The sequence below is a fragment of the Alistipes sp. dk3624 genome (assembly GCF_009557455.1).
Lineage (GTDB): Bacteria > Bacteroidota > Bacteroidia > Bacteroidales > Rikenellaceae > Alistipes_A > Alistipes_A hominis.
In genome coordinates this window covers 2,973,832-2,995,305 of record NZ_CP045651.1, presented here as the reverse complement: position 1 = coordinate 2,995,305, position 21,474 = coordinate 2,973,832, and the positions used below count along the sequence as shown (strand labels likewise).

The following is a 21,474-nucleotide window of genomic DNA, read 5'->3' as shown; positions in this document are numbered from 1 at the left end:
CGCTCTTCCACTTATTTCAATTCTCCTTTGATCAATTCCACGGCTCTGAAAATAGCCTTTTCGAGTCCTTCGGGTTTCTTACCGCCGGCCGTCGCGAAGAACGGCTGCCCGCCGCCTCCGCCGCCGATCTCTTTAGCCGCCTCGCGGATCACTTTCGACGCATTCACACCCCGGGCCACGATCTCGTCGCCCAGCATAATCGTCAACGTCACCTTGTCGCCGAAGGCCGATCCGGTCACGAACACGAGATTCGGAAATTTCGGCTTCAGCCCGAAAGCGATTCCTTTAATGACGTCGGGCATCAAATCCAACTGGCGAGCGACCAGTACGACGCCGTCCTCCTCGGTCAGGTTCGGCTCAATGGATGCCACCAGCGATTGGATACGCTCCTTGCGCTGCTGCTCCATCTGTCTGTTCAGTTCCGAATTCTCCTCGACCAGCTTTTTGATCGCCTGAGTCACCGAAGGATTATTCACATACCGCTGAACAGCTCGCAGGGTATCCTCAAGCGAATAGACGTATTCCATCGCCCGGTCGCCCGTCAGCGCTTCGATACGCCGCACGCCGGCCGAAATGGCGCTTTCGGAAACGACCTTGAAAAAACCGATGCTGCCGGTCGCAGGAACATGGGTTCCGCCGCAGAGTTCGACCGACTTTCCGTACTGGATCACCCGCACGCGGTCGCCGTATTTTTCGCCGAACAACATCATGGCCCCGAGTTTACGGGCCTCTTCGATCGGGTATTCGCGGCGTTCCTGCAACGGAAAGTTGCTGCGGATATCCCGGTTGACCAACTTTTCGACTTCGCGGATCTGCTCGTCGGTTACCTTCTGGAAATGCGAAAAGTCGAAACGCAGGTAATCGGAACATACGAGCGACCCTTTTTGTTCGACATGATCGCCGAGCACCGTACGCAGCGCTTTATGCAACAGGTGCGTGGCCGTGTGATTAGCCGCCGTGTTCGCCCGCGCTTCGCCGTCCACTACCGCACGGAACTTCGCCGAAAGATCGTCCGGAAGCCGATCGACCAGATGGACGGTCAGGTTGTTCTCCTTTTGGGTATCGGTGACCGGAATCTTCTGTTCGTCGCTCTCGATGTACCCGCGGTCGCCGGTCTGCCCGCCCGAATTACCGTAGAAAGGCGTCTGGTCGAAAACCAACTGATAGTAAGTCTTGTTCTTGGCGGTAACGCGACGATAACGCGAAATCCGCACGTCGCTTTCGAGCGTATCGTAACCGATGAAGCGACTCTCGGCGATCGGGAACAGTTCGACCCAATCGTCGGTATCGACCGCCGCCGCGTTGCGCGAACGCTCTTTTTGTTTCTGCAGTTCGGCAGAGAATTCCTCGCCGTTTACCGTCATGCCGTTTTCCTGAGCGATCAGTTCGGTCAGGTCGATCGGGAATCCGTAAGTATCGTACAGCAGGAACGCTTCGCTGCCGCTGATCACCCGGCTGCCGGCGGCCTGTTCCTTTTTGATCACATTGTCGAGCAGATTGATCCCGGTAGCCAATGTCCTCAGGAATGCGGCTTCCTCCTCGGCGATCACTTTGGTAATCAGATCCTGCTGCGCCGCCAGTTCGGGGAACTGTTCGCCCATCTGCCGGACGAGTCCGTCGACCAACTGGCAGATAAACGGCTCGTTGAAACCGAGGTAAGTATATCCGTACCGCACGGCGCGGCGCAGGATACGCCGGATCACGTACCCGGCCTTCACGTTCGACGGCAGCTGCCCGTCGGCAATCGAGAAAGCAATCGCCCGCAGGTGGTCGGCAACCACCCGCATCGCGATATCGGCCCTGCGATCCTGACCGTAAACTTTTCCGGACAGTTCGGCCAGACGCCGGATCGTCGGTTGGAATACGTCGGTATCGTAATTGCTCTGTTTGCCCTGCAACACCATGCAAAGCCGTTCGAAGCCCATGCCGGTATCCACGTGGCGGGCCGGCAGCAGTTCCAGTTCGCCGCTGGCCTTGCGGTTGAACTGCATGAAAACCAGGTTCCATATCTCGATGACCAGGTGGTGCCCCCGGTTCACCAACTCGCGTCCGTCCAACGCGGCCCGCTCCTCGTCCGAGCGCAGATCGTAATGGATTTCGCTGCACGGGCCGCAAGGCCCCGTATCGCCCATTTCCCAGAAATTATCGTGACGGTTTCCGAGAATGATATGGTCTTCGGGCAGGAACTGCTTCCAATACTGGTAGGCCTCGTTGTCACGGTCGATATTTTCATCGGGACTCCCCTCGAAAATCGTCGCGTACAAACGCTCTTTCGGCAGGCCGTACACGTCGGTAAGCAACTCCCACGCCCACGAGATCGCCTCTTTCTTAAAATAATCCCCGAACGACCAGTTGCCGAGCATTTCGAACATCGTGTGATGGTAAGTGTCGTGGCCGACCTCCTCCAGGTCGTTGTGCTTGCCCGACACGCGCAGACATTTCTGCGAATCGGCCACCCGGCGGTCTTTGATCGGAGAGTTCCCCAGGAACAAATCTTTAAACTGGTTCATCCCGGCGTTGGTGAACATCAGGGTCGGGTCGTTCTTGACGACCATCGGAGCCGACGGCACGATCACATGCCCTTTGCTGCGGAAAAAATCGAGAAAAGTTTTTCTGATTTGATTAGAATCCATACCTTACTTATAATATCTGCGTACTGCGATGCGTTATCTTGTAGGAAATTGCAAAATTAAGTAAATTAGTCTAATTTTGTCACATTTCCCGTTGATAAAATACTTTTTTAGTGTCCGAACTTGCGGCGGCATCCGGAAGAAAGCCTCCCAATATCTGACCGATCATCGAATGCATGGCAAAAAAGCGGTATAAATTCAATCCACAAACCCTGACCTACGAGGTGATGGCGATCCCGTTCCGCATCCGGTTCTACCGGATTCTGCGGAAGGTGCTGATCGGCTTTATCCTGGCTTCGGTGGTCAACCTGCTTTTCTCCTTTTTCTTCTACACGCCGAAGATGTACCGCATCGGCGAACGGAACAACGAACTGATGCTGAAGTACAACATCCTGAACGACAAAATCCGCGCGGCGACCGCCAAACTGCAGGAACTGCGTCACCGCGACAACAACGTGTACCGCTCGCTGTTCGCCGCCGACTCGCTGAACTTGCACGGAATCTATACGCCCTATCCCGACACGAAATACAGCTTCCTGGAAGGAGACATGTACACGCCGGAGATGATCGGCACGTGGAGAGACCTCGACGCAATGACCCGGATGCTGTACCTGGAGTCCAAATCGCTCGACGAACTCGAGGTGCTGTCCAAAAACAAAGCGCTGATGGCCGAAGCGATTCCCGCGATCTGGCCGCTCGACCGCCGGAAACTGCGCGGCAACATCGGCGCGTTCGGCACGCGGGTACACCCGATCACAGGACGGGTGAAAGGACACCAGGGCGTCGACCTGGGATCGAACATCGGAACGCCGGTTTATGCCACCGGGGACGGATTCGTCGCCTTCAACAACGAAGGGACGCGGGGATACGGGCGTCAGATCCTGCTGAACCACGGATTCGGCTACAAAACCCGTTACGCCCACCTGAGCAAAATCGAAGTGATGCCGGGGCAAAAGGTGAAGCGCGGCGAGAAGATCGGGGAGGTCGGCAATACGGGACTGTCGAAAGGCCCCCACCTGCATTACGAAGTTATATATAAAGGTGTCCATGTCGACCCGATCAACTACCTGAGCCGCGACATGACCGAAGCCGAATTCCAGAAGATCATCGAATCGGCGCAGTACACGACTTACGAAGGCGATTAATCCGATGGACAACAAACGAACCCCGAAATTCAAGGAGCTGGTTCCCCGCTGGCACGAGCAACGCGAAAAATTCAAGAAGAAATTTTGGCGCGGCGTGATCCATCTGTTCGCATGGATCGGGATCGCCGTCATCTATTACGCCGCCTTCTCGTTCTTTTTCGACACGCCGCTGGAGTACCAGATGAAACACTCCACGCGCAAGCTGCGCCAGGAATACGACTCGTTGAGCGAACGCTATGCGACGGTCGAAAAAGTGCTGTACAACGTCATCGACCGCGACAAGCAGGTGTTCCGGACGCTGTTCGAATCCGACCCGTACAATTTCGACACGGAATTCGAGAAAAAACGCTGGGAAACCCATGAAAAACTGCTGACCAAATCCAACAAGGAACTGGGCAAGGAGTTTTTCGGGAAACTCAATACCCTCGAAAAACGCGCCGGCGAACACCTGTACACGCTGGCGACCCTCGAACAAACCGCCGATTCGCTGAAAGACCGAATCGACAACATCCCGGCGATCCAGCCGGTCATCAACAAAGACCTGACGCTGCTGACCGCCTCGTACGGTATGCGGATCCACCCGTTCTATAAAATTCTAACCGCCCACCAAGGCGTGGACTATACGGTGAGCGAAGGTTCGCGCGTTTTCGCGACGGCCGACGGCCGGATCAAGGACGTCGTTACGCGTAACACCACGTCCGGGAATACCGTGGTCATCAACCACGGGAACGGCTACGAAACGACTTACAGCCACCTGGGAAAAATCTACGCTAAAAAAGGCGAATTCGTCAAACGGGGCGACATCATCGCCCAATCCGGCAACACGGGTCTGTCGCTGGCGCCCCACCTGCATTACGAAGTCAAGCACGACGGTATGCGGGTAGACCCGATCCACTATTTTTTCATGGAACTGAATTACCAAGATTACCAAAAAATCATCCGGATCGCCCAAACCGGGATGCAATCGTTCGACTAAGCGTCCGAAAAAACATTTTTTTCGCGAATACCCCTGCAAAAAAATAGGGGCATTCGCGAATATTTGCTACTTTTGTCCGTTCAAATACAAACAACGAATCGACATGGCAATATTACGTTTCAAGGCGCTTGACGAAATGTCAAAACGGGAGCCGGTAAAAGCCGACCTGCCGGACAAAAAGATATCCGATTATTTCGGCGCGGACGTATTCGACCGCGAAAAAATGCGTCAATACATCCCGAAAGAAGCTTACGAAAGCCTCTGCACCGCTGTCGACGAAGGACGGCGGATCGACCGCAAGATCGCCAACCAGGTCGCCCAGGGGATGAAAACGTGGGCCATGGAAAAAGGAGCAACCCACTATTCGCACTGGTTCCAGCCGCTGAACGACTCCACCGCCGAGAAACACGATGCCTTCTTCGAACCGATGTTCGGAGGCGGATCGTTCGAAGCGTTCAAAGGCGAGCTGCTCGTACAGCAGGAACCCGACGCATCGAGTTTCCCGACCGGAGGCCTCCGCAACACGTTCGAAGCGCGCGGTTATTCGGCTTGGGACCCTTCGTCGCCCGCGTTCATTCTCGACCGGACACTCTGTATCCCCAGCATATTCATCGCCTACACCGGCGAAGCGCTCGACTTCAAAACGCCGCTGCTCAAGTCGCTGCAGGCCATTGATAAAGCCGCCGTCGAAGTGTGTCAGTTGTTCGACAAGGACGTAAGGAAGGTCAATGTCACGCTGGGCTGGGAGCAGGAATATTTCCTGGTGGACGAAGCGCTGTTTCTGGCCCGTCCCGACTTGGCGCAGACCGGACGTACGCTGATGGGGCACATCGCGGCCAAAGACCAGCAACTCGACGACCACTATTTCGGAGCCATTCCGAGCCGCGTGCTCGAATACATGAAAGACTTCGAACTGCAAGCCTACCGCCTCGGCATCCCGATCAAGACCCGGCACAACGAGGTGGCCCCGAATCAATTCGAATGCGCGCCTGTATTCGAGGAAGCCAACATCGCCGTCGATCACAACACATTGCTGATGACCCTGATGCGCCGGCTGGCGCAAAAACACAAGCTGCGCGTGCTGTTCCACGAAAAACCGTTCGCCGGCGTCAACGGATCGGGCAAGCACTGCAACTGGTCGCTGCTGACCGACACGGGCGTAAACCTGCTTGCGCCGGGCAAAACACCGAAAAACAACATCCAATTCCTGACCTTTTTCGTCAATACGATCATGGCCGCCCACAATTACGGTCCGTTGTTCATGGCGTCGATCGCCACCCAGTCGAATTCGCACCGGCTCGGCTCGCACGAAGCGCCGCCGGCCGTCATGTCGGTATTCACCGGCTCGACCCTGTCGGCCATCCTCGACTCGCTCGAAGAACGCCTGAGCGACAAGAAACTGACTCCCGACGAAAAAACCGAGATCAAACTCGACATCGGAAAGATCCCGGAAATTCTGCTCGACAACACCGACCGCAACCGCACCTCGCCGTTCGCCTTCACCGGCAACCGGTTCGAATTCCGGGCGACCGGTTCGTCGAACAACTGCGCCGCGCCGCTGATTCCGATCAACACGGCGGTCGCCGAACAGCTCACCCTATTCAAAGCCGAAGTCGACAAGCTGATCGACAAAGGGGTGAAAAAAGACGAAGCGATCCTACAGATCATCCGCAAATACATCATCGAATCGAAAAAAATCCGGTTCGAAGGCAACGGATACAGCGCCGAATGGCTGCGCGAAGCCGACAGACGCGGGCTCGAAAGCATCCAGAGCGTTCCGGACGCATTCAAGATTTTCAGCAGCAAAGCCTATTCGAAACTGTTCGACAAACACAAAGTGTTCAACGAATCGGAAATCCACGCCCGTTACGAAATCAACATGGAAAATCTGATCAAGAAAATCCAGATCGAATCGCGCGTACTGGCGGATATGGCGGCCAACCATATCGTTCCGACAGCTATTCATTACCAGAATATCCTGATTAAGAACGTCCAGGGACTCAAGGACATCCTGCCGAACGAGTACCTCGACCTGGCGGCCGAGGAAATCCGTACGATCCAGACGATCGCCAAGCACGTGAAGGCCATTCGCGAGAACACTTACCTGATGGTCGAAGCCCGTAAAAAATACAACCACATGGACAACCTGGTGGCGCGGGCGACCGGTTACTCGGAAGACGTGCTGATCTATCTCGACAAAATCCGCCACGACATCGACAAGCTCGAGCTGATCGTGGACGACGAACTCTGGCCGCTGCCCAAATACCGCGAAATGATGACGATCAACTAATGCCGCCGCAAAACGGCATACGCGACGACCTGTAAAAAGCGAAGCCGCCGGGAGATTTCCGGCGGCTTCGCTTTTTATCGGCATACGGTCGCCGGGACAATAACATCAGAAATCGAAATACGAAGGGCGGCAATCCGAAAACGCCGCCCTTCAGAATTCGAAGCTGTTTTCCGGCGGTTCGGAGACCGCCTTCGCATCAAACTATTTTTCGCCCATGTCCGGCATCGGCTTCTTGTAATCGCCGTTCTTAAGTTTCGCATGGCACTTTTCGAAGCAATCCAGCGTATACTCCACGTCTTCGAGCGTATGTACGGCCGTAGGAATAATCCGCAGAATGATCTCCCCTCTCGGAATCACCGGATACACGACCACCGAACAGAACAGGTTATAGGTCTCGCGCAGATCGACCACGATATTGCAGGCCTCGTCCACCCCGCCTTTCATGTAAACGGGCGTAACGGGCGACAAGGTGCCGCCGATATCGAACCCGCGCTTGCGGAAGCCGCTCTGCAACGCATGGACGATCGTCCAAAGGTTGTCCTTGAATTCCGGATGCTTGCGGATCATATCCAGACGCTTCAACGCCCCTTTGACCATCGGCATCGGCAGCGCTTTCGCATAGGTCTGCGAACGCATGTTGTAACGCAGGTAATCCACGATATATTTTTCAGACGAAACGAAAGCGCCGATCCCGGCCATCGACTTGGCGAACGTATTGAACAGTACGTCCACGCCGTCGATCACGCCGAAATGCTCGGGCGTTCCGGCGCCGGTCTTCCCCATCGTTCCGAACCCGTGCGCGTCGTCGACCAGCAGGCGGAACTTGAAATCCTTCTTCATGGCGACGATCTCGTCGAGCTTGCCCAGGTCGCCTTTCATGCCGAACACGCCCTCGGTGATTACCAGCACGCCGCCGCCGTTCTCTTCGGCCAGCTTCGTGGCATGACCGAGCTGCTTGCGGCAGGCCTCCATGTCGTTATGCGGATAAACGAAACGCTTGCCGGTATGCAACCGCAGCCCGTCGATGATGCAGGCGTGCGCCTCCGAATCGTAAACCACCACGTCGCGGCGGGTCAGCAGCGAATCGATGATCGAGATCATCCCCTGATACCCGTAGTTCAGCAGGAACGCGTCGGGCTTGCCGACGAAGGCGGCCAACTCCCGTTCGAGCTGTTCGTGCCATTTGGTCTGCCCGCTCATCATACGCGCCCCCATCGGATACGCCATACCGAATTCGGCGGCGGCTTCGGCATCGGCCTTCCGCACCTCCGGGTTGTTGGCCAGCCCCAGGTAGTTATTCAGGCTCCAGTTCAATACTTCCCGCCCGCGGAACATCATCCGGGGACCGATTTCTCCTTCCAGTTTCGGGAAAGAATAGTAACCGTGACTCAATTTCTGATACTGACCGATCGGGCCGCCGGCGTTCTCGTGTATTCGTTCAAAAATATCCACTGTAGTATAATTTGTTTGGTTGAATTCCACAAAAAATCACACAAAGTTAACCTTTTTCTACAAAGCATAAAAAATTTAACCTTTTTTTATGTTCCGTTTCCGTTTTTCCGCCCGGCAATCGAACGCAAAACGCACCCGCCGCATCCGCATCGGAACGCTTCCCGCCCGCGCCGCCGCATCCGCGGGAAGCAGCCCTCCCTACCGGAGACCGGCATCGGAACGCTCCGTGCCCGCATACAAAATATAAATCGAAAAAAAACAATATATGTTTTCCCAAATCGTTAAAAATACATAACTTTGCCCGTCCGGTAAATATGGTGTTTTCCGTGCGAAGCGTTTAAACCCTGTAAATAACGATGAAATTTTATCCTGCGAAAATTTTTATTGCGTTAATGCTTTTGACGACCGTGTCGTGCAGCGAGTACAACAAACTCCTGAAAAGCGGCAGCAACAAGCAAAAGTACGACAAGGCTCTCGAATACTTCAATGCTGGGAAATACAGCAGGTCGCTCACCCTGTTCAAGGACATCGAACACATCTTCAGTCAATCCGATCAGGCCGATACCGTCGCTTTCTACACAAGCCTGTGCTCCTACAAAATGGGGGATTTCGAAACCAGCTCCCAGCAATTCGACGAATTTCGCCGGCGTTTCGGGCGAAGCCCGTTCCTCGAAGAGTCGGAATACTATTTCGCCAAAGGGTTCTACTACCTGTCGCCGAAGCCCGAAAACGATCAATCGTTCACGTTCCAGGCCATGCAGGCCATCAGCGAATATTTGGATCGGTATCCCAAAAGCCAAAAACGGGACGAGCTGCTCGAAAACATGATCGAACTGCGTCAGAAGCTTTACGACAAAGCTTTCCTGAACGCCAAACTCTATTACGACGTAGGTTATTACAATTCGGCCGTTACGGCGTTGCGCAACGCGATCCTGAAATATCCGGAAAGCAACCACCGCGAGGAACTGGCTTATCTGATCGTCAGCGCGCAGTGTCTCTATGCCCGCAACAGCGTTCCTGCCTTACAGCGTCAGCGTTATCTGGATACTCAGAACGCTTATTACAGCTTTATCGACGAATATCCGGAAAGCAAATACCGCAAAGAAGCCGACAAAATGCAGGACGAGGCTAAAAAATTCCTGGAGAAATACAAAGAGAAGCCCGATGGCACCGAAGCGGAAGACAGCGAAGAGGTAACGGAATCGGCTCCGTCCCTCAATTTCTCCGACCAGACCGGCACGACGGCAAAACGCGGGAAAGCGGAACGGAAAGAAAAGAAAGAAGCAAAAGCCGCTGTCGAGAAAGAGCACAAACCGGCCAAAGAGTCCAAAGCGGCCCGGGAGCCCAAGCCGAAAAAAGAAAAGAGCGAAAAATCAAATAAATCCGATAATTCCGAAACAAGCAATGGAACTGAAGAAAAGTAGTATTCCGACCAACACCGTAACGCGTAAACTGACGGATCTGGACGCTCCGACGGGCAACATTTACGAATCGGTAGTCATCATCGCACGCCGCGCCAACCAGATCTCCAGCGAAATAAAACAGGAACTGACGCGCAAGCTGGCCGATTTTTCGAGCGTTAACGACTCGCTGGAAGAGACTTTCGAGAACCGCGAACAGATCGAAATATCGAAATATTACGAACGCCTGCCGAAACCGGCGATCGTAGCTACCGAAGAATTTCTCTCCGGAGAGATCTATTTCCGGGATACGAAAGCGGACGCAACCGAGGAGCTGCCGGCAGAATAAACCGGATCGTTCCGACAATTTTCAAATACGATGCTCAGAGGGAAAAAAATACTCGTCGGGGTAACGGGAAGTATCGCAGCCTACAAGGCTGCGATACTCGTCAGATTGCTGGTGCGCGAAGGAGCCGAAGTGCGGGTCGTAATGACCCCGCTGGCCAAACAGTTCATCACGCCGCTGACGCTGGCGACCCTGTGCAAACATCCCGTTCCGGTCGAATTCTTCAATCCGGAGAACGGGGAATGGAACAGCCATGTCAGTCTCGGCACGTGGGCGGACGCTTACCTGATCGCCCCGGCTACGGCCAACACGATCGCGAAAATGGCGACCGGCGTGGCGGACAACCTGCTGCTGACCACTTATCTGTCGGCGCGGTGTCCCGTTTTCGTCGCTCCGGCGATGGATCTGGACATGTACTCCCACCCTACCACGCAATACAACCTCGACTCGCTGAAAAGCTACGGCAACCAGGTGATCGAGCCCGCCGAAGGCGAACTGGCCAGCGGCCTGTCGGGCAAAGGCCGCATGGAAGAACCGGAGAAGATCGTCGCTTTCGTATCGGATTTTTTCGCCAAGAAACGCAACCTGACCGGCAAAACGATCCTCGTAACGGCCGGCCCGACGATCGAACCGATCGACCCGGTACGCTACATTTCAAACTTCTCGTCGGGCAAAATGGGGTATGCGATCGCCGCCGAGTTGAAAGAACGCGGCGCCGAAGTGATCCTCGTAACCGGGAAAACGGCCTTGACGCCGCCGGACGGCGTGCAGACGGTCGACGTGGTGACGGCCGAGCAGATGTTCCGGGCCGCTACGAAAGCTTTCGACCGATGCGACGCGGCGGTCATGTGCGCCGCCGTGGCCGACTATACGCCGCAGGCGGTCGCCGACACGAAAATCAAAAAGGAAGGATCGGCATGGAACATCGCCCTGCAGCCGACTCGGGATATCGCCGCTGCGATCGGAGCGGTCAAAGGAACGCGCCTCGTGGCCGGATTCGCGCTCGAAACCGACCACGAACGAGCCAACGCGCAATCCAAGCTGGAACGCAAAAACATGGATTTCATCGTACTGAACTCTTTGCAGGACGACGGCGCCGGATTTGGAGGCAATACCAACAAGATCACGATACTTCGCCGCGACGGAAGCGAAACCGTATTCGGGCTGAAAAGCAAAACTGAAGTAGCCGCGGACATCGTCGACGAAATCGAAGCGTTCTGGGCGCCGAAAAACGCCCGTCCCGAATAACCGAACGCTCAACAATACCTATAAACCGTCTGGATAAACTTTTGAAATCGCCATGCTGAATCGTTTGTCGGTTGAAAATTACGCGCTGATCGACCGGTTGGACATCGAACTGGCCGCCGGGCTGAATATCGTCACCGGAGAGACCGGAGCCGGAAAATCGATCCTGCTCGGGGCTCTCGGCCTGATTCTCGGTAATCGCACCGATGCCGCGGCGATTAAGAACAGCCAGCGCAACTGCGTCATCGAAGCGGAATTCGACATCGACGGATACGGACTGGAGGCATTGTTCGAATCGTTGGACATCGACTACGAAAACCGGACAATCATCCGGCGCATCGTCACGCCGGGAGGAAAAAGCCGGGCCTATGTGAACGACATTCCCGTACAGATGAACACCTTGCGCGAGATCGGCAGCCGGCTGATCGACATTCATTCGCAGCACCAAACCCTGCTGCTCGCGGACAACCGTTTCCAGACCGGTATCGTGGACAGCGTCGCTTCGCACGACGGTCTGCTGTCGCGTTACAAGGAGACGTTCGCTGCGCTGCAACAATCCGAACGCGAACTGAACCGGCTGCGGCAACAGGCCGAAGCGAACGACCGCGACCGAGAATACCTCGCCTTCCAGTCGGACGAATTGCAAAAAGCCAAATTAAAAGAGGGAGAACAGGCTGAACTCGAAGCGCAACAGACCGAATTGTCCCACGCGGCCGAAATCAAGGATACGCTGCTATGGATCTCGCAGGAGATGACCGGAGCCGATGAAAACCTGCTCGGTCGGATCAAAGAGATCGAAGTGTCGCTCGGTCGGATCGCCAGGGTCTATCCGCAGGCCGACGCCTTCTATACCCGGCTGCACAGCGCCGCGCTCGACCTGAAAGACATGGCCTCCGAGATCGCCTCCGAAGGAGATCGCTTGGAAGCCGATCCGCAACGACTCGAATCGGTGTCGCAGCGGCTCGACCTGATCTACTCGCTGCAACAAAAGCACAAGGCGGATTCCGTCGAAACGTTGCTCGCCCTGCAGGACGATTACCAAAAGCGCCTCGCGCAGCTCGAAGGATCGGCGCAGGCCATCGAAACGCTATCGCGGCGGATCGGAGAGTTACGCGCAAAAGCCGCGAAGCAGGCCGCAGAAATCACCGCCGGACGCAAAAAAACCGCCCCGCACGTCGAAAAACAGGTCAAAGAGATGCTCGCCGAACTGGGAATGCCGGCCGCCGAACTGCGTATCGAGATCACGCCGGCCGCCGAACTGCGACCCGACGGCGCGGACGACATCCGTTTTTTGTTCACGGCCAACCGCCACATGCCTCCTCAGCCGATCGAACGGGTAGCCTCAGGCGGAGAAATGTCGAGGCTGATGCTGAGCCTCAAAGCAATCGTCGCGCACCACAGCCAACTGCCGACCATCATCTTCGACGAAATAGACACCGGAGTATCCGGATCGATCGCCGACCGGATGGGCGAGATCATCAGCCGCCTGTCGGAAGACTTGCAGGTCGTCAACATCACGCACCTGCCGCAGATCGCCAGCAAAGGCGACCATCACTTCTTCGTATACAAAGAAGAATCCGGATCGACCACGACCACCCGCATCCGCAAACTCGATCAGCAGCAACGCATCGACGAAATCGCAAAAATGCTCAGCGGTACGGACGTCACCGCAGCCGCACGCGAACAGGCGCGGCTGCTGCTGAATACCAGGCCGGAACAGTAATCCTTCATGCTTTTCCCCCGGACAGGTTGACGTCGTACATTTTGCGGCGGCACGGGAGCGTATCGCATTTATTATGGACTCTTTAGTCGCGCCGTTTTGCTTTTTTGCCGTCGTATTTGTATATTTGCGACTTGACTACTTTCGAAATGAAACCGCTAATTTTGTAAATGAAAGAATGTAGAATTACGGTTTAAAAGACTTGATGCCATGAGTGAGAAATTATTTATTTTCGACACGACGTTGCGCGACGGAGAACAGGTTCCCGGTTGCCAGTTGAATACGATTGAAAAGATAGAAGTAGCCCGCGCCCTGGAAGAACTGGGCGTAGATATCCTGGAAGCAGGTTTCCCGATTTCGAGTCCGGGCGACTTCAATTCGGTGCGCGAAATTTCGAAGGCGGTTTCGAATCCCACGATCTGCGCGCTGACCCGCGCCGTACAGAAAGACATCGACGTAGCCGCCGACGCGCTGGCGCTGGCCAAACATAAGCGTATCCATACCGGGATCGGCGTGTCCCACTCGCATATTTACGACAAGCTCAAATCGACCCCCGAAGAGATCATCGAACGGGCCGTAGCCGCCGTGAAACACGCGAAGAAATATGTCGAAGACGTCGAATTTTACGCCGAAGACGCCGGCCGGGCCGACAACGAATACCTGGCGCGCGTCATCGAAGCGGTCATTAAAGCGGGCGCTACGGTGGTCAATATCCCCGACACGACCGGATACTGCCTGCCGCAAGAGTACGGGCGGAAAATCAAATACCTGATGGAAAATGTCGGCAACATCCACAAGGCGATCATCTCAACGCACTGCCACAACGACCTCGGAATGGCGACGGCCAACACGCTGGAAGCCGTCATCAACGGCGCCCGCCAAGCTGAAGTGACGATCAACGGGATCGGCGAACGCGCCGGCAACACCTCGCTCGAAGAGGTGGTAATGGCACTGCGCTGCCACAAGCACTTGAATGTCGATACGTCGATCAATTCGAAATTGTTGACTTCGACCAGCCGCATGGTAGCCAGCATGATGAACATGCCGGTACAGGCCAACAAGGCGATCGTCGGACGCAACGCCTTCGCCCACTCGTCGGGAATCCACCAGGACGGCGTGCTGAAAAGCCGCGAAAGCTACGAGATCATCAATCCGGTCGATGTCGGACTGGACGAATCGGTGATCGCCCTGACGGCCCGCAGCGGCCGCGCGGCGCTGAACCACCGGCTCGAACTGCTCGGATTCAAACTCGAACAGAAAGAACTGGACGAAGTATACGCCAAGTTCCTCGAACTGGCCGACAAGAAGAAGGACGTCCGCGACGACGACCTGCTCTATCTGGTCGGGGCCGCCACCGGCGAAAAGGTCGGCAAGCGGATCAAACTGAAATACCTGCAAATCCTGACCGGCACGCTGATCCCCACCGCGACGGTCATCGTCAAGATCGGCGACAGCGAACGCACGGCCACCTGCACCGGAAACGGCCCGGTGGACGCGGCGGTCAAAGCGATCAAAACGCTGATCAACGAAACGGTACAGATCACCGAATTCCTGATCCAGGCGATGAACAAGGGCAGCGACGACGTAGGCCGCGTACACGTACAGGTCAAATGCGGGTCGATGCTGGTCCACGGTTTTTCGGCTAATACGGACGTCGTAAAAGCGGCCGTCGAAGCTTTCGTGGACGGACTGAACCTGCTCAATGTAACGGAAAAAACAGAATAATCATAAACACACGAAAATGGGAAAAACACTTTTTGACAAAGTTTGGGATGCACACGTAGTCCGTCAGTTGGACGGCGGCCGCAGCGTATTATATATCGACCGTCATTATATTCACGAAGTAACCTCGCCGGTCGCTTTTCTGGGACTCAAAAACCGCGGGATCAAAGTAGCCCGGCCGCAGCAGACGACCGGAACGCCGGATCACAACGTGCCGACCCTGAACCAGGATCGACCCGTCGCCGAAGAACAGAGCCGCAAACAGCTCGAATCGTTCAGCCGCAACTGCGAGGAGAACGGTGTGGAATACTTCAAGCTGGGCAGTCCCGGACACGGTGTCGTGCATATCGTCGGGCCCGAACAGGGGATCACTCAGCCCGGCATGACGATCGTATGCGGCGACAGCCACACCTCGACGCACGGGGCTTTCGGCGCCGTCGCATTCGGAATCGGCACGTCGGAAGTCGAAATGGTATTCGCTTCGCAGTGCATCCTGCAGCCGAAGCCCAAAACAATGCGCATTACCGTGAACGGCAAGCGCGGCAAAGGGGTGACGGCCAAAGACATCGTCCTGTACATCATCTCGAAGATATCGGCGTCGGGCGGAACGGGACATTTTATCGAGTTCGCCGGCGAAGCGATCCGCGACCTGTCGATGGAAGAGCGGATGACCGTCTGCAATATGAGCATCGAATGCGGCGCGCGCGGCGGCATCATCGCCCCCGACCAAACGACGTTCGACTACGTGAAAGGCCGCAACCGAGCCCCGCAGGGAGCCGATTTCGACAAAGCCGTAGCCGCCTGGAAAGAACTTTATTCGGATCAGGACGCGCATTTCGACACCGAATACGCGTTCGACGCCGCCGATATCGAGCCGATGATCACGTACGGTACGAACCCGGGCATGGGAATGGGCATTACCGGCACGATTCCGTCGGGCGAAGGACTCAGCGGCAGCGACAAGGTCAGCTTCGACAAATCGCTGAATTACATGGGCTTCCACAGCGGCGAGAAGATGCTCGGCAAAAAGGTCGATTACGTGTTTCTGGGTAGTTGCACCAACGGTCGGATCGAGGACTTCCGGCAGTTCGCCAACGCCGTGAAAGGCCGCAAGAAAGCGCCGAACGTAACCGCATGGCTCGTTCCGGGTTCGAAGATGGTCGAAGCGCAGGCCAAAGCCGAAGGACTGGAAACGATCCTGAACGAAGCCGGTTTCGAACTGCGACAGCCCGGTTGCTCGGCCTGCCTGGCGATGAACGCGGACAAAATTCCTTCGGGCATGTACAGCGTATCGACCTCGAACCGCAATTTCGAGGGACGCCAGGGTCCGGGAGCCCGCACGATGCTGGCGGGACCGCTGGTAGCCGCCGCCGCCGCCGTAACCGGCGTGATCTCCGATCCGCGCGAAGTATTCAACCTTTAATCCGATAACAAGCACGAGGTGCATAATTTTCAAATACCATGGCTATTCCAAAATTCACGAAATTAACGACTACGGCCTGTCCGCTGAATATAGAGAACGTCGATACCGACCAGATCATTCCCGCCCGCTTCCTGAAAGCGGTCGAACGCAAAGGCTTCGGGGACAATTTGTTCCGCGACTGGCGTTACGATAAGGCCGGCAACAAGGTGGACTCCTTCCCGCTGAACGATCCGAAATTCGGCGGCGAGATCCTGGTGGCCGCAAAAAACTTCGGCTGCGGTTCGTCGCGCGAACATGCCGCGTGGGCGATTTTCGACTACGGATTCCGGGTGGTGGTATCAAGCTTTTTCGCCGATATTTTCCGCAACAACGCGCTGAACAACGGCCTGGTAATGGTACAGGTCAGCGACGAGTTCTTAAACAAAATATTCGCCGCCATCGCTGCCGATCCGAAGGCTCAATTCGAAGTCGACCTGCCGAATCAGACCTTCACGATCTGCTCGACCGGCGAAAAAACTTCGTTCGAAATCGACGGATACAAAAAAGAATGCCTGTTGAACGGGTACGACGACGTAGACTATCTGTTGAGCATCCAAGACGATATCGCCCGTTTCGAAAAGGCCCGGGCCTAACTTCCTTACGCTTATGGTAAAAGAGATTGAGATACTCGATACGACGTTGCGCGACGGCGAACAGACCTCCGGGGTTTCGTTCGCGGTACGCGAAAAACTCAGTATGGCCCGCCTGCTGCTCGACGAACTGCACGTAAACCGGATTGAAATCGCTTCGGCACGGGTGTCGGAGGGCGAATTCGAATCGGTGCGCAGGATTGCGCAGTGGGCTGCCGCACGCGGGTATCTGGATCGTGTGGAAGTACTGGGATTCGTCGACAACGGGGTATCGTTGAAATGGATCGCAGACGCCGGCTGCCGGGTAGTCAACCTACTGGCGAAAGGCTCGCGCCGTCATTGCGAACTTCAACTACGCAAAACCCCGCAGCAACACTTCGCCGATATCAAAACGGCCATCGCGCAAGCGACCGAAATGGGCATCGCGGTCAACATCTATCTGGAAGACTGGTCGAACGGGATGCGTTTTTCGCCCGACTACGTTTACGAGATGGTCGATACGCTGAAAAGAGAGCCTATCCGGCGCTTTATGATTCCCGACACGCTCGGGGTGCTGAACCCGGACGACTGCTACGCTTTTTGCCGCGACATGGTGGAACGCTATCCGGAGCTGCATTTCGACTTCCACGCGCACAACGACTACGATCTGGCGGTCGCCAACGTCGCCGCAGCCGTAAAAGCCGGAGTGCAGGGCATCCATACGACCGTCAACGGATTGGGCGAACGGGCCGGGAATGCGCCGCTGTCGAGCGTAATCGCCGTGTTGAACGACCACCTGAAAGTGCGTAATACGATCGTCGAGAAGAGCATCAACCACGTCAGCCGGATAGTGGAAACCTACACGGGCATCCACATCCCGGCCAACGAACCGGTCGTCGGCGAAAACGTATTCACGCAGTGCGCCGGCATCCATGCCGACGGGGACAATAAGGACAACCTGTACTACAACGACCTGTTGCCCGAACGGTTCGGACGGGTGCGCGAATACGCGCTCGGAAAGATGTCGGGCAAGGCGAATATCAAAAAAAATCTCGATACGCTGGGCATCGACCTCGACGAGGAAGCGATGCGCAAAGTGACCGAACGGATCATCGAACTGGGCGACAAGAAACAGGCCGTAACGTCGGAAGACCTGCCTTACATCATCGCGGACATCCTGAAACAGGACGTTTACGACGTAAAGGTGCATATCCTGAATTACAATCTGTCTCTGTCGTATGGCCTTAGGCCGGTGGCGACCGTGAAAATCCGGATCAACGATCGGGATTACGAGGAAACCTCGTCGGGAGACGGGCAGTACGACGCATTCATGCGGGCCATCCGGAAAATCTACAAGGAGCAACTAAAACGCGATTTCCCGATGCTGGTCAACTATTCGGTATCGATTCCTCCGGGAGGACGCACCGACGCTTTCGTCCAAACCTACATCACGTGGGAATACCGCGGCGAAACGTTCAAGACCCGCGGGCTGGACGCCGACCAGACGGAAGCCGCTATCAAGGCGACGCTCAAAATGTTGAACAAGGTCGAAAACATCCTCAATCAACAGTCGTCCGGCGAAAATTAATAACCGGAATCCCGCAAAACCGAAACGGGCGGCCCCTCAAGATTGGGCCGCCCGTTTTATCTGGTGAACAAACCATACAGCAAAGCATTCAAGGCTTCCGATAATCCTTACGCAAACTGCTTTTCCGCTCCGTCGGGAAGTCGTCGGGGACCCGCTGACGGACTTTCCCGGTAGCGGCCCATTCCGACCCGCGCAGCAACAACGTTTGAAACCCCGTGCACTGCATGGCCGGATTGTCTTCGAGACTCGGTCCCGCATGACCGATCATCAAGTGAAATATGCGGGCTTTCCCGTAATCGACGGTAAAAACCAACGGTTCCTCGCGTCCGGAACCTCCTCGTCCGGGATCGGCATAGGCCGTGTACAGCAATTCCGCGACATTGGCCGGACCGCGCATCCGATCGTACAGCTCGTCGGTCGCATGTATCCACCGCCCGGGCAATCCCCGGACAACCGGATGTTCGGCATTACGGCCATTCATCGAGTATTCGCGCTGTTCGCCGTGCGAGCCTCCGGGCCCCTTCGTCGTGTCTCTTACCAAACTTCCGTCCTTCCAGTACAGGTACGGGCCGGAACGCTCGTCGCGGCCTCCCCAACCTCCGAGAGCGGCAATACGATTAAATTCCTCCCAATCGGGAAAAGCATTGTCGGCGGCGTGGTAGAGCACCACCCCGCCTCCGTCGCGGACATAATCCAGAAAACGCCGCTCGGTCGAAGCGCTCCAGCGGTCTCCGTTATAATCCAGGATCACCACCCGGTAGGCGCTAAAATCGGGATCAAAAGCATCCATATCGCCGCCCTGCGGCGGAGAAACCGCCAGATCGACGGCAAACAGTCCGGAATTTTGCAGGATGGCCTGCAACGCCCGGTGGCTGACGGGCCAGTTGTGGTTATTCTGCCCGGTGACGATCAACGCCCGGATCGGTCTGCGGGCGCAGGACACACCGGGAAAACAGACGACGCATGCCAGCAGCAGCGCAGCCTTCAAAATCGTTTTTCTATACATAAGGTTAACGTTCAGGTGATTCCTAAAGATAGCGAAAGGGAGCCGGAATCCGCCTCCCTTTGCCGGTAAGTCCTCCGGATTACAGTTCGCGGATCCAGATATTGCGGAAACGCACCGGATTCAAATGATCCTGCAAGATGATCGGGCCCTTGCCGTGCGCGACGATCCGCGGGAAACCGATAAACTCGGTCGTTCCGAGAATCATCGTATTGTTCTGCACCAAAACACCGTTATGCAGCACGGTAATGCGCCCGTGCGATTGCAGCGAGCCGTCCTCCTTGAAACGCGGAGCGGTATAGATAATATCGTAAGTATTCCATTTGCCCGGTTTCTGGCAGGCGTTCACCAGCGGCGGAGTCTGCTTGTAGATACTCCCGGCCTGGCCGTTCGCATAGGTTTCGTTCTGGTAGTTGTCGAGAATCTGCACTTCGTACATGCCTTGCATAAACACGCCGCTGTTGCCGCGTCCCTGGCTTTCGCCGACGATTTCGGTCGGTGCGCTCCACTCGAGGTGCAACTGGAAGTCGCCGAAATCCTTTTTCGTGCGGATGCTGCCGGAGTGCGGCTTGACGGTCATGATCCCATTCTCGATCTGCCAGCCGACGGGCTTGCCCTCCTCGCAGTTTACCCATTCGCTAATCGCGTTGTCTTTCAGCCCCAGCAGAACGACGGCGTCGGACGGCGGCGCAACCACCGCATTGTCCATATCCGGAGGCGTAACGATTTTCGGTTGCGGCGTCCAGAACTCGGACATGTCGTGCGTCATCGGCGCGGGATCGGGGTATTTTTTGGCATCCTGACCGGCGGCGCCCGCGCATACCCCCACGCACCAGGCACTCAACAATAATAAATGTTTCATTTTTTAATGTATTGGTTAATGTTCGGTAAATGTTCCGCTCATTCGGCCGGCGTTTCCGTAGTTCCGGAATCGTCCGGGTTATCCGGATCATCGGGATTATCCGGATCGTCGGGTTGTTCAGGCTCTTCGGGCTCGGGATCCGGTTCCGGCGGCTTGACAGGATTCAGGATTACCCGGATCCGGTCGTGACGACGGTTGTTTCCGGTATTGGCCGGATGCGTGTAAAGCAGTTTCAGAGCGACCGTATCGGGCTTCAGCAGCGTCTCCGGATAAATCTTCAATACGATCTCCGAACGCAGCGTATCGGCAGTCACGAACCGCACGACCGAATTAACCAACTGATAGTTGTCGGGATCGACGGCCGTAGTGTATTCCGGCAGCACCTCGAAAGCGAGGGTGTCGACGGCATATTCGACTCCTCCCAGGCGGTAGACATAAATGGGCTGCTCGACGGGAACCCGCAACGACGTATCGACATCGACCGTCTGGGTCGCCGTCCGGAACCAATAAACATCCGTAACAAAACTCGAATCGTCCGTCTTATCGCACCCTCCTGAGAGAAAAATAAAAATCAGGACGGCACCAAGCATCCATTTTCCTTTCATAAACTCCATTTTTGCAACCGCAGAAATACGTATCCGGCAGCTTTTGCCCCGGTTGCCGGATACGTCCGCCGGATGACGAACCAAAGTTACAACTAATTCATTAAAATCTTACAAAACCCGAATTTGTTTTTCTTTTTCGCGAATTTTAACCGTTAAACCCGTAAATCGGAACAGGATTGCAAAAAAATGGATAGCTCATGAAAAAAAATGCCTCGCAAAAGGTCTAATATTGCACGTAGGAAAAGTTGATAAACCGGTAAGCGTATGGCGGAACGAAATCGAACGGCTTAAGCAAATTGGTTCTCAGCGAAAAAGGTTAATGTTAAGGTTAGTTTTAGGTTAGGTTAGCTGCGATGCAGTTAGGTAAAGTTGGGTTAAGTTAGGTTGGGTCCGGTATTTATACCGGACCTTTTTTGTATATTTGACATCCGAATCGTTTTTCAGAATCGACTTATACCA

The 21,474-nt window shown here is 55.5% G+C and carries 16 protein-coding genes; 11 read left to right on the top strand and 5 right to left on the bottom strand.

All coding sequences use genetic code 11. From position 1 onward, the window contains the following. Positions 1 to 11: 11 nt before the first annotated feature. Positions 12 to 2,633 carry an alanine--tRNA ligase gene (gene alaS / locus GFH31_RS12665; protein WP_055203930.1) on the bottom strand — a complete coding sequence of 874 codons (2,622 nt, stop codon included), beginning with the start codon at positions 2,631 to 2,633 and terminating at the stop codon, positions 12 to 14. 173 nt (positions 2,634 to 2,806) lie between these two features. Between alaS and GFH31_RS12660 the strand changes: the two genes are divergently transcribed. The 3 genes from GFH31_RS12660 to GFH31_RS12650 all read left to right on the top strand — a co-directional run bounded on the left by GFH31_RS12660 (position 2,807) and on the right by GFH31_RS12650 (position 7,041). Continuing rightward, complete coding sequence (locus GFH31_RS12660) at positions 2,807 to 3,775, top strand: peptidoglycan DD-metalloendopeptidase family protein (protein WP_055203928.1); 969 nt, start codon at positions 2,807 to 2,809, stop codon at positions 3,773 to 3,775. Between the two features lie 4 nt (positions 3,776 to 3,779). Further along, entirely contained in the window at positions 3,780 to 4,751 is a 972-nt protein-coding gene (locus tag GFH31_RS12655) for a M23 family metallopeptidase (RefSeq protein ID WP_118458847.1), read from the top strand. 103 nt (positions 4,752 to 4,854) lie between these two features. Next, positions 4,855 to 7,041, top strand: a complete 2,187-nt coding sequence (locus tag GFH31_RS12650; protein ID WP_055203924.1) for a glutamine synthetase III — start codon at positions 4,855 to 4,857, stop codon at positions 7,039 to 7,041. A gap of 201 nt (positions 7,042 to 7,242) precedes the next feature. On the opposite strand, the gene GFH31_RS12645 is transcribed toward GFH31_RS12650, so the two are convergent. Then, a complete protein-coding gene (locus GFH31_RS12645) occupies positions 7,243 to 8,493 on the bottom strand; it encodes an aminotransferase class I/II-fold pyridoxal phosphate-dependent enzyme (RefSeq protein ID WP_055203922.1) in 1,251 nt (416 codons plus the stop codon). A gap of 356 nt (positions 8,494 to 8,849) precedes the next feature. Between GFH31_RS12645 and GFH31_RS12640 the strand changes: the two genes are divergently transcribed. From GFH31_RS12640 to GFH31_RS12605, 8 genes are all read left to right on the top strand, one after another. Beyond that, positions 8,850 to 9,917 carry an outer membrane protein assembly factor BamD gene (locus GFH31_RS12640; RefSeq protein WP_118656511.1) on the top strand — a complete coding sequence of 356 codons (1,068 nt, stop codon included), beginning with the start codon at positions 8,850 to 8,852 and terminating at the stop codon, positions 9,915 to 9,917. Next, entirely contained in the window at positions 9,898 to 10,242 is a 345-nt protein-coding gene (locus GFH31_RS12635) for a DNA-directed RNA polymerase subunit omega (RefSeq protein ID WP_101570808.1), read from the top strand. The genes GFH31_RS12640 and GFH31_RS12635 overlap by 20 nt, the downstream gene beginning before the upstream one ends. A 30-nt stretch (positions 10,243 to 10,272) precedes the next feature. Further along, positions 10,273 to 11,487, top strand: coding sequence for a bifunctional phosphopantothenoylcysteine decarboxylase/phosphopantothenate--cysteine ligase CoaBC (gene coaBC / locus GFH31_RS12630; RefSeq protein WP_101570810.1), 1,215 nt, complete (start codon positions 10,273 to 10,275; stop codon positions 11,485 to 11,487). A 52-nt stretch (positions 11,488 to 11,539) separates the two neighbouring features. Then, on the top strand, positions 11,540 to 13,207 hold the full coding sequence (gene recN, locus GFH31_RS12625) for a DNA repair protein RecN (protein ID WP_153498013.1): 1,668 nt from the start codon (positions 11,540 to 11,542) through the stop codon (positions 13,205 to 13,207). A 207-nt stretch (positions 13,208 to 13,414) separates the two neighbouring features. Next, positions 13,415 to 14,929 carry a 2-isopropylmalate synthase gene (locus GFH31_RS12620; protein ID WP_055203916.1) on the top strand — a complete coding sequence of 505 codons (1,515 nt, stop codon included), beginning with the start codon at positions 13,415 to 13,417 and terminating at the stop codon, positions 14,927 to 14,929. Between the two features lie 16 nt (positions 14,930 to 14,945). Continuing rightward, complete coding sequence (gene leuC / locus GFH31_RS12615; RefSeq protein ID WP_055203914.1) at positions 14,946 to 16,349, top strand: 3-isopropylmalate dehydratase large subunit; 1,404 nt, start codon at positions 14,946 to 14,948, stop codon at positions 16,347 to 16,349. Positions 16,350 to 16,387: 38 nt separating this feature from the next. Then, positions 16,388 to 16,981, top strand: coding sequence for a 3-isopropylmalate dehydratase small subunit (leuD, locus tag GFH31_RS12610; RefSeq protein ID WP_055203912.1), 594 nt, complete (start codon positions 16,388 to 16,390; stop codon positions 16,979 to 16,981). Positions 16,982 to 16,994: 13 nt separating this feature from the next. Further along, positions 16,995 to 18,545 carry an alpha-isopropylmalate synthase regulatory domain-containing protein gene (locus tag GFH31_RS12605; protein ID WP_101570814.1) on the top strand — a complete coding sequence of 517 codons (1,551 nt, stop codon included), beginning with the start codon at positions 16,995 to 16,997 and terminating at the stop codon, positions 18,543 to 18,545. Positions 18,546 to 18,633: 88 nt separating this feature from the next. On the opposite strand, the gene GFH31_RS12600 is transcribed toward GFH31_RS12605, so the two are convergent. From GFH31_RS12600 to GFH31_RS12590, 3 genes are all read right to left on the bottom strand, one after another. Next, positions 18,634 to 19,551 (bottom strand): ThuA domain-containing protein, encoded by a 918-nt coding sequence (locus GFH31_RS12600; RefSeq protein WP_118458857.1) that lies wholly within the window; start codon positions 19,549 to 19,551, stop codon positions 18,634 to 18,636. A gap of 79 nt (positions 19,552 to 19,630) precedes the next feature. Continuing rightward, complete coding sequence (locus GFH31_RS12595) at positions 19,631 to 20,410, bottom strand: DUF1080 domain-containing protein (protein ID WP_055203906.1); 780 nt, start codon at positions 20,408 to 20,410, stop codon at positions 19,631 to 19,633. A gap of 38 nt (positions 20,411 to 20,448) precedes the next feature. Continuing rightward, a complete protein-coding gene (locus tag GFH31_RS12590) occupies positions 20,449 to 21,015 on the bottom strand; it encodes a hypothetical protein (protein ID WP_153498012.1) in 567 nt (188 codons plus the stop codon). Positions 21,016 to 21,474: the final 459 nt, after the last annotated feature.

Excerpts from the sequence above, each read along its gene's own strand:
- GFH31_RS12655 (WP_118458847.1), top strand. The coding sequence starts at position 3,780 with ATGGACAACAAACGAACCCCGAAATTCAAGGAGCTGGTTCCCCGCTGG.
- GFH31_RS12605 (WP_101570814.1), top strand. The coding sequence starts at position 16,995 with ATGGTAAAAGAGATTGAGATACTCGATACGACGTTGCGCGACGGCGAA.
- GFH31_RS12650 (WP_055203924.1), top strand. The coding sequence starts at position 4,855 with ATGGCAATATTACGTTTCAAGGCGCTTGACGAAATGTCAAAACGGGAG.
- GFH31_RS12640 (WP_118656511.1), top strand. The coding sequence starts at position 8,850 with ATGAAATTTTATCCTGCGAAAATTTTTATTGCGTTAATGCTTTTGACG.
- leuD (WP_055203912.1), top strand. The coding sequence starts at position 16,388 with ATGGCTATTCCAAAATTCACGAAATTAACGACTACGGCCTGTCCGCTG.
- alaS (WP_055203930.1), bottom strand. The coding sequence starts at position 2,633 with ATGGATTCTAATCAAATCAGAAAAACTTTTCTCGATTTTTTCCGCAGC.
- GFH31_RS12600 (WP_118458857.1), bottom strand. The coding sequence starts at position 19,551 with ATGTATAGAAAAACGATTTTGAAGGCTGCGCTGCTGCTGGCATGCGTC.
- recN (WP_153498013.1), top strand. The coding sequence starts at position 11,540 with ATGCTGAATCGTTTGTCGGTTGAAAATTACGCGCTGATCGACCGGTTG.
- GFH31_RS12590 (WP_153498012.1), bottom strand. The coding sequence starts at position 21,015 with ATGAAAGGAAAATGGATGCTTGGTGCCGTCCTGATTTTTATTTTTCTC.
- GFH31_RS12635 (WP_101570808.1), top strand. The coding sequence starts at position 9,898 with ATGGAACTGAAGAAAAGTAGTATTCCGACCAACACCGTAACGCGTAAA.
- GFH31_RS12595 (WP_055203906.1), bottom strand. The coding sequence starts at position 20,410 with ATGAAACATTTATTATTGTTGAGTGCCTGGTGCGTGGGGGTATGCGCG.
- GFH31_RS12660 (WP_055203928.1), top strand. The coding sequence starts at position 2,807 with ATGGCAAAAAAGCGGTATAAATTCAATCCACAAACCCTGACCTACGAG.
- leuC (WP_055203914.1), top strand. The coding sequence starts at position 14,946 with ATGGGAAAAACACTTTTTGACAAAGTTTGGGATGCACACGTAGTCCGT.
- GFH31_RS12620 (WP_055203916.1), top strand. The coding sequence starts at position 13,415 with ATGAGTGAGAAATTATTTATTTTCGACACGACGTTGCGCGACGGAGAA.
- coaBC (WP_101570810.1), top strand. The coding sequence starts at position 10,273 with ATGCTCAGAGGGAAAAAAATACTCGTCGGGGTAACGGGAAGTATCGCA.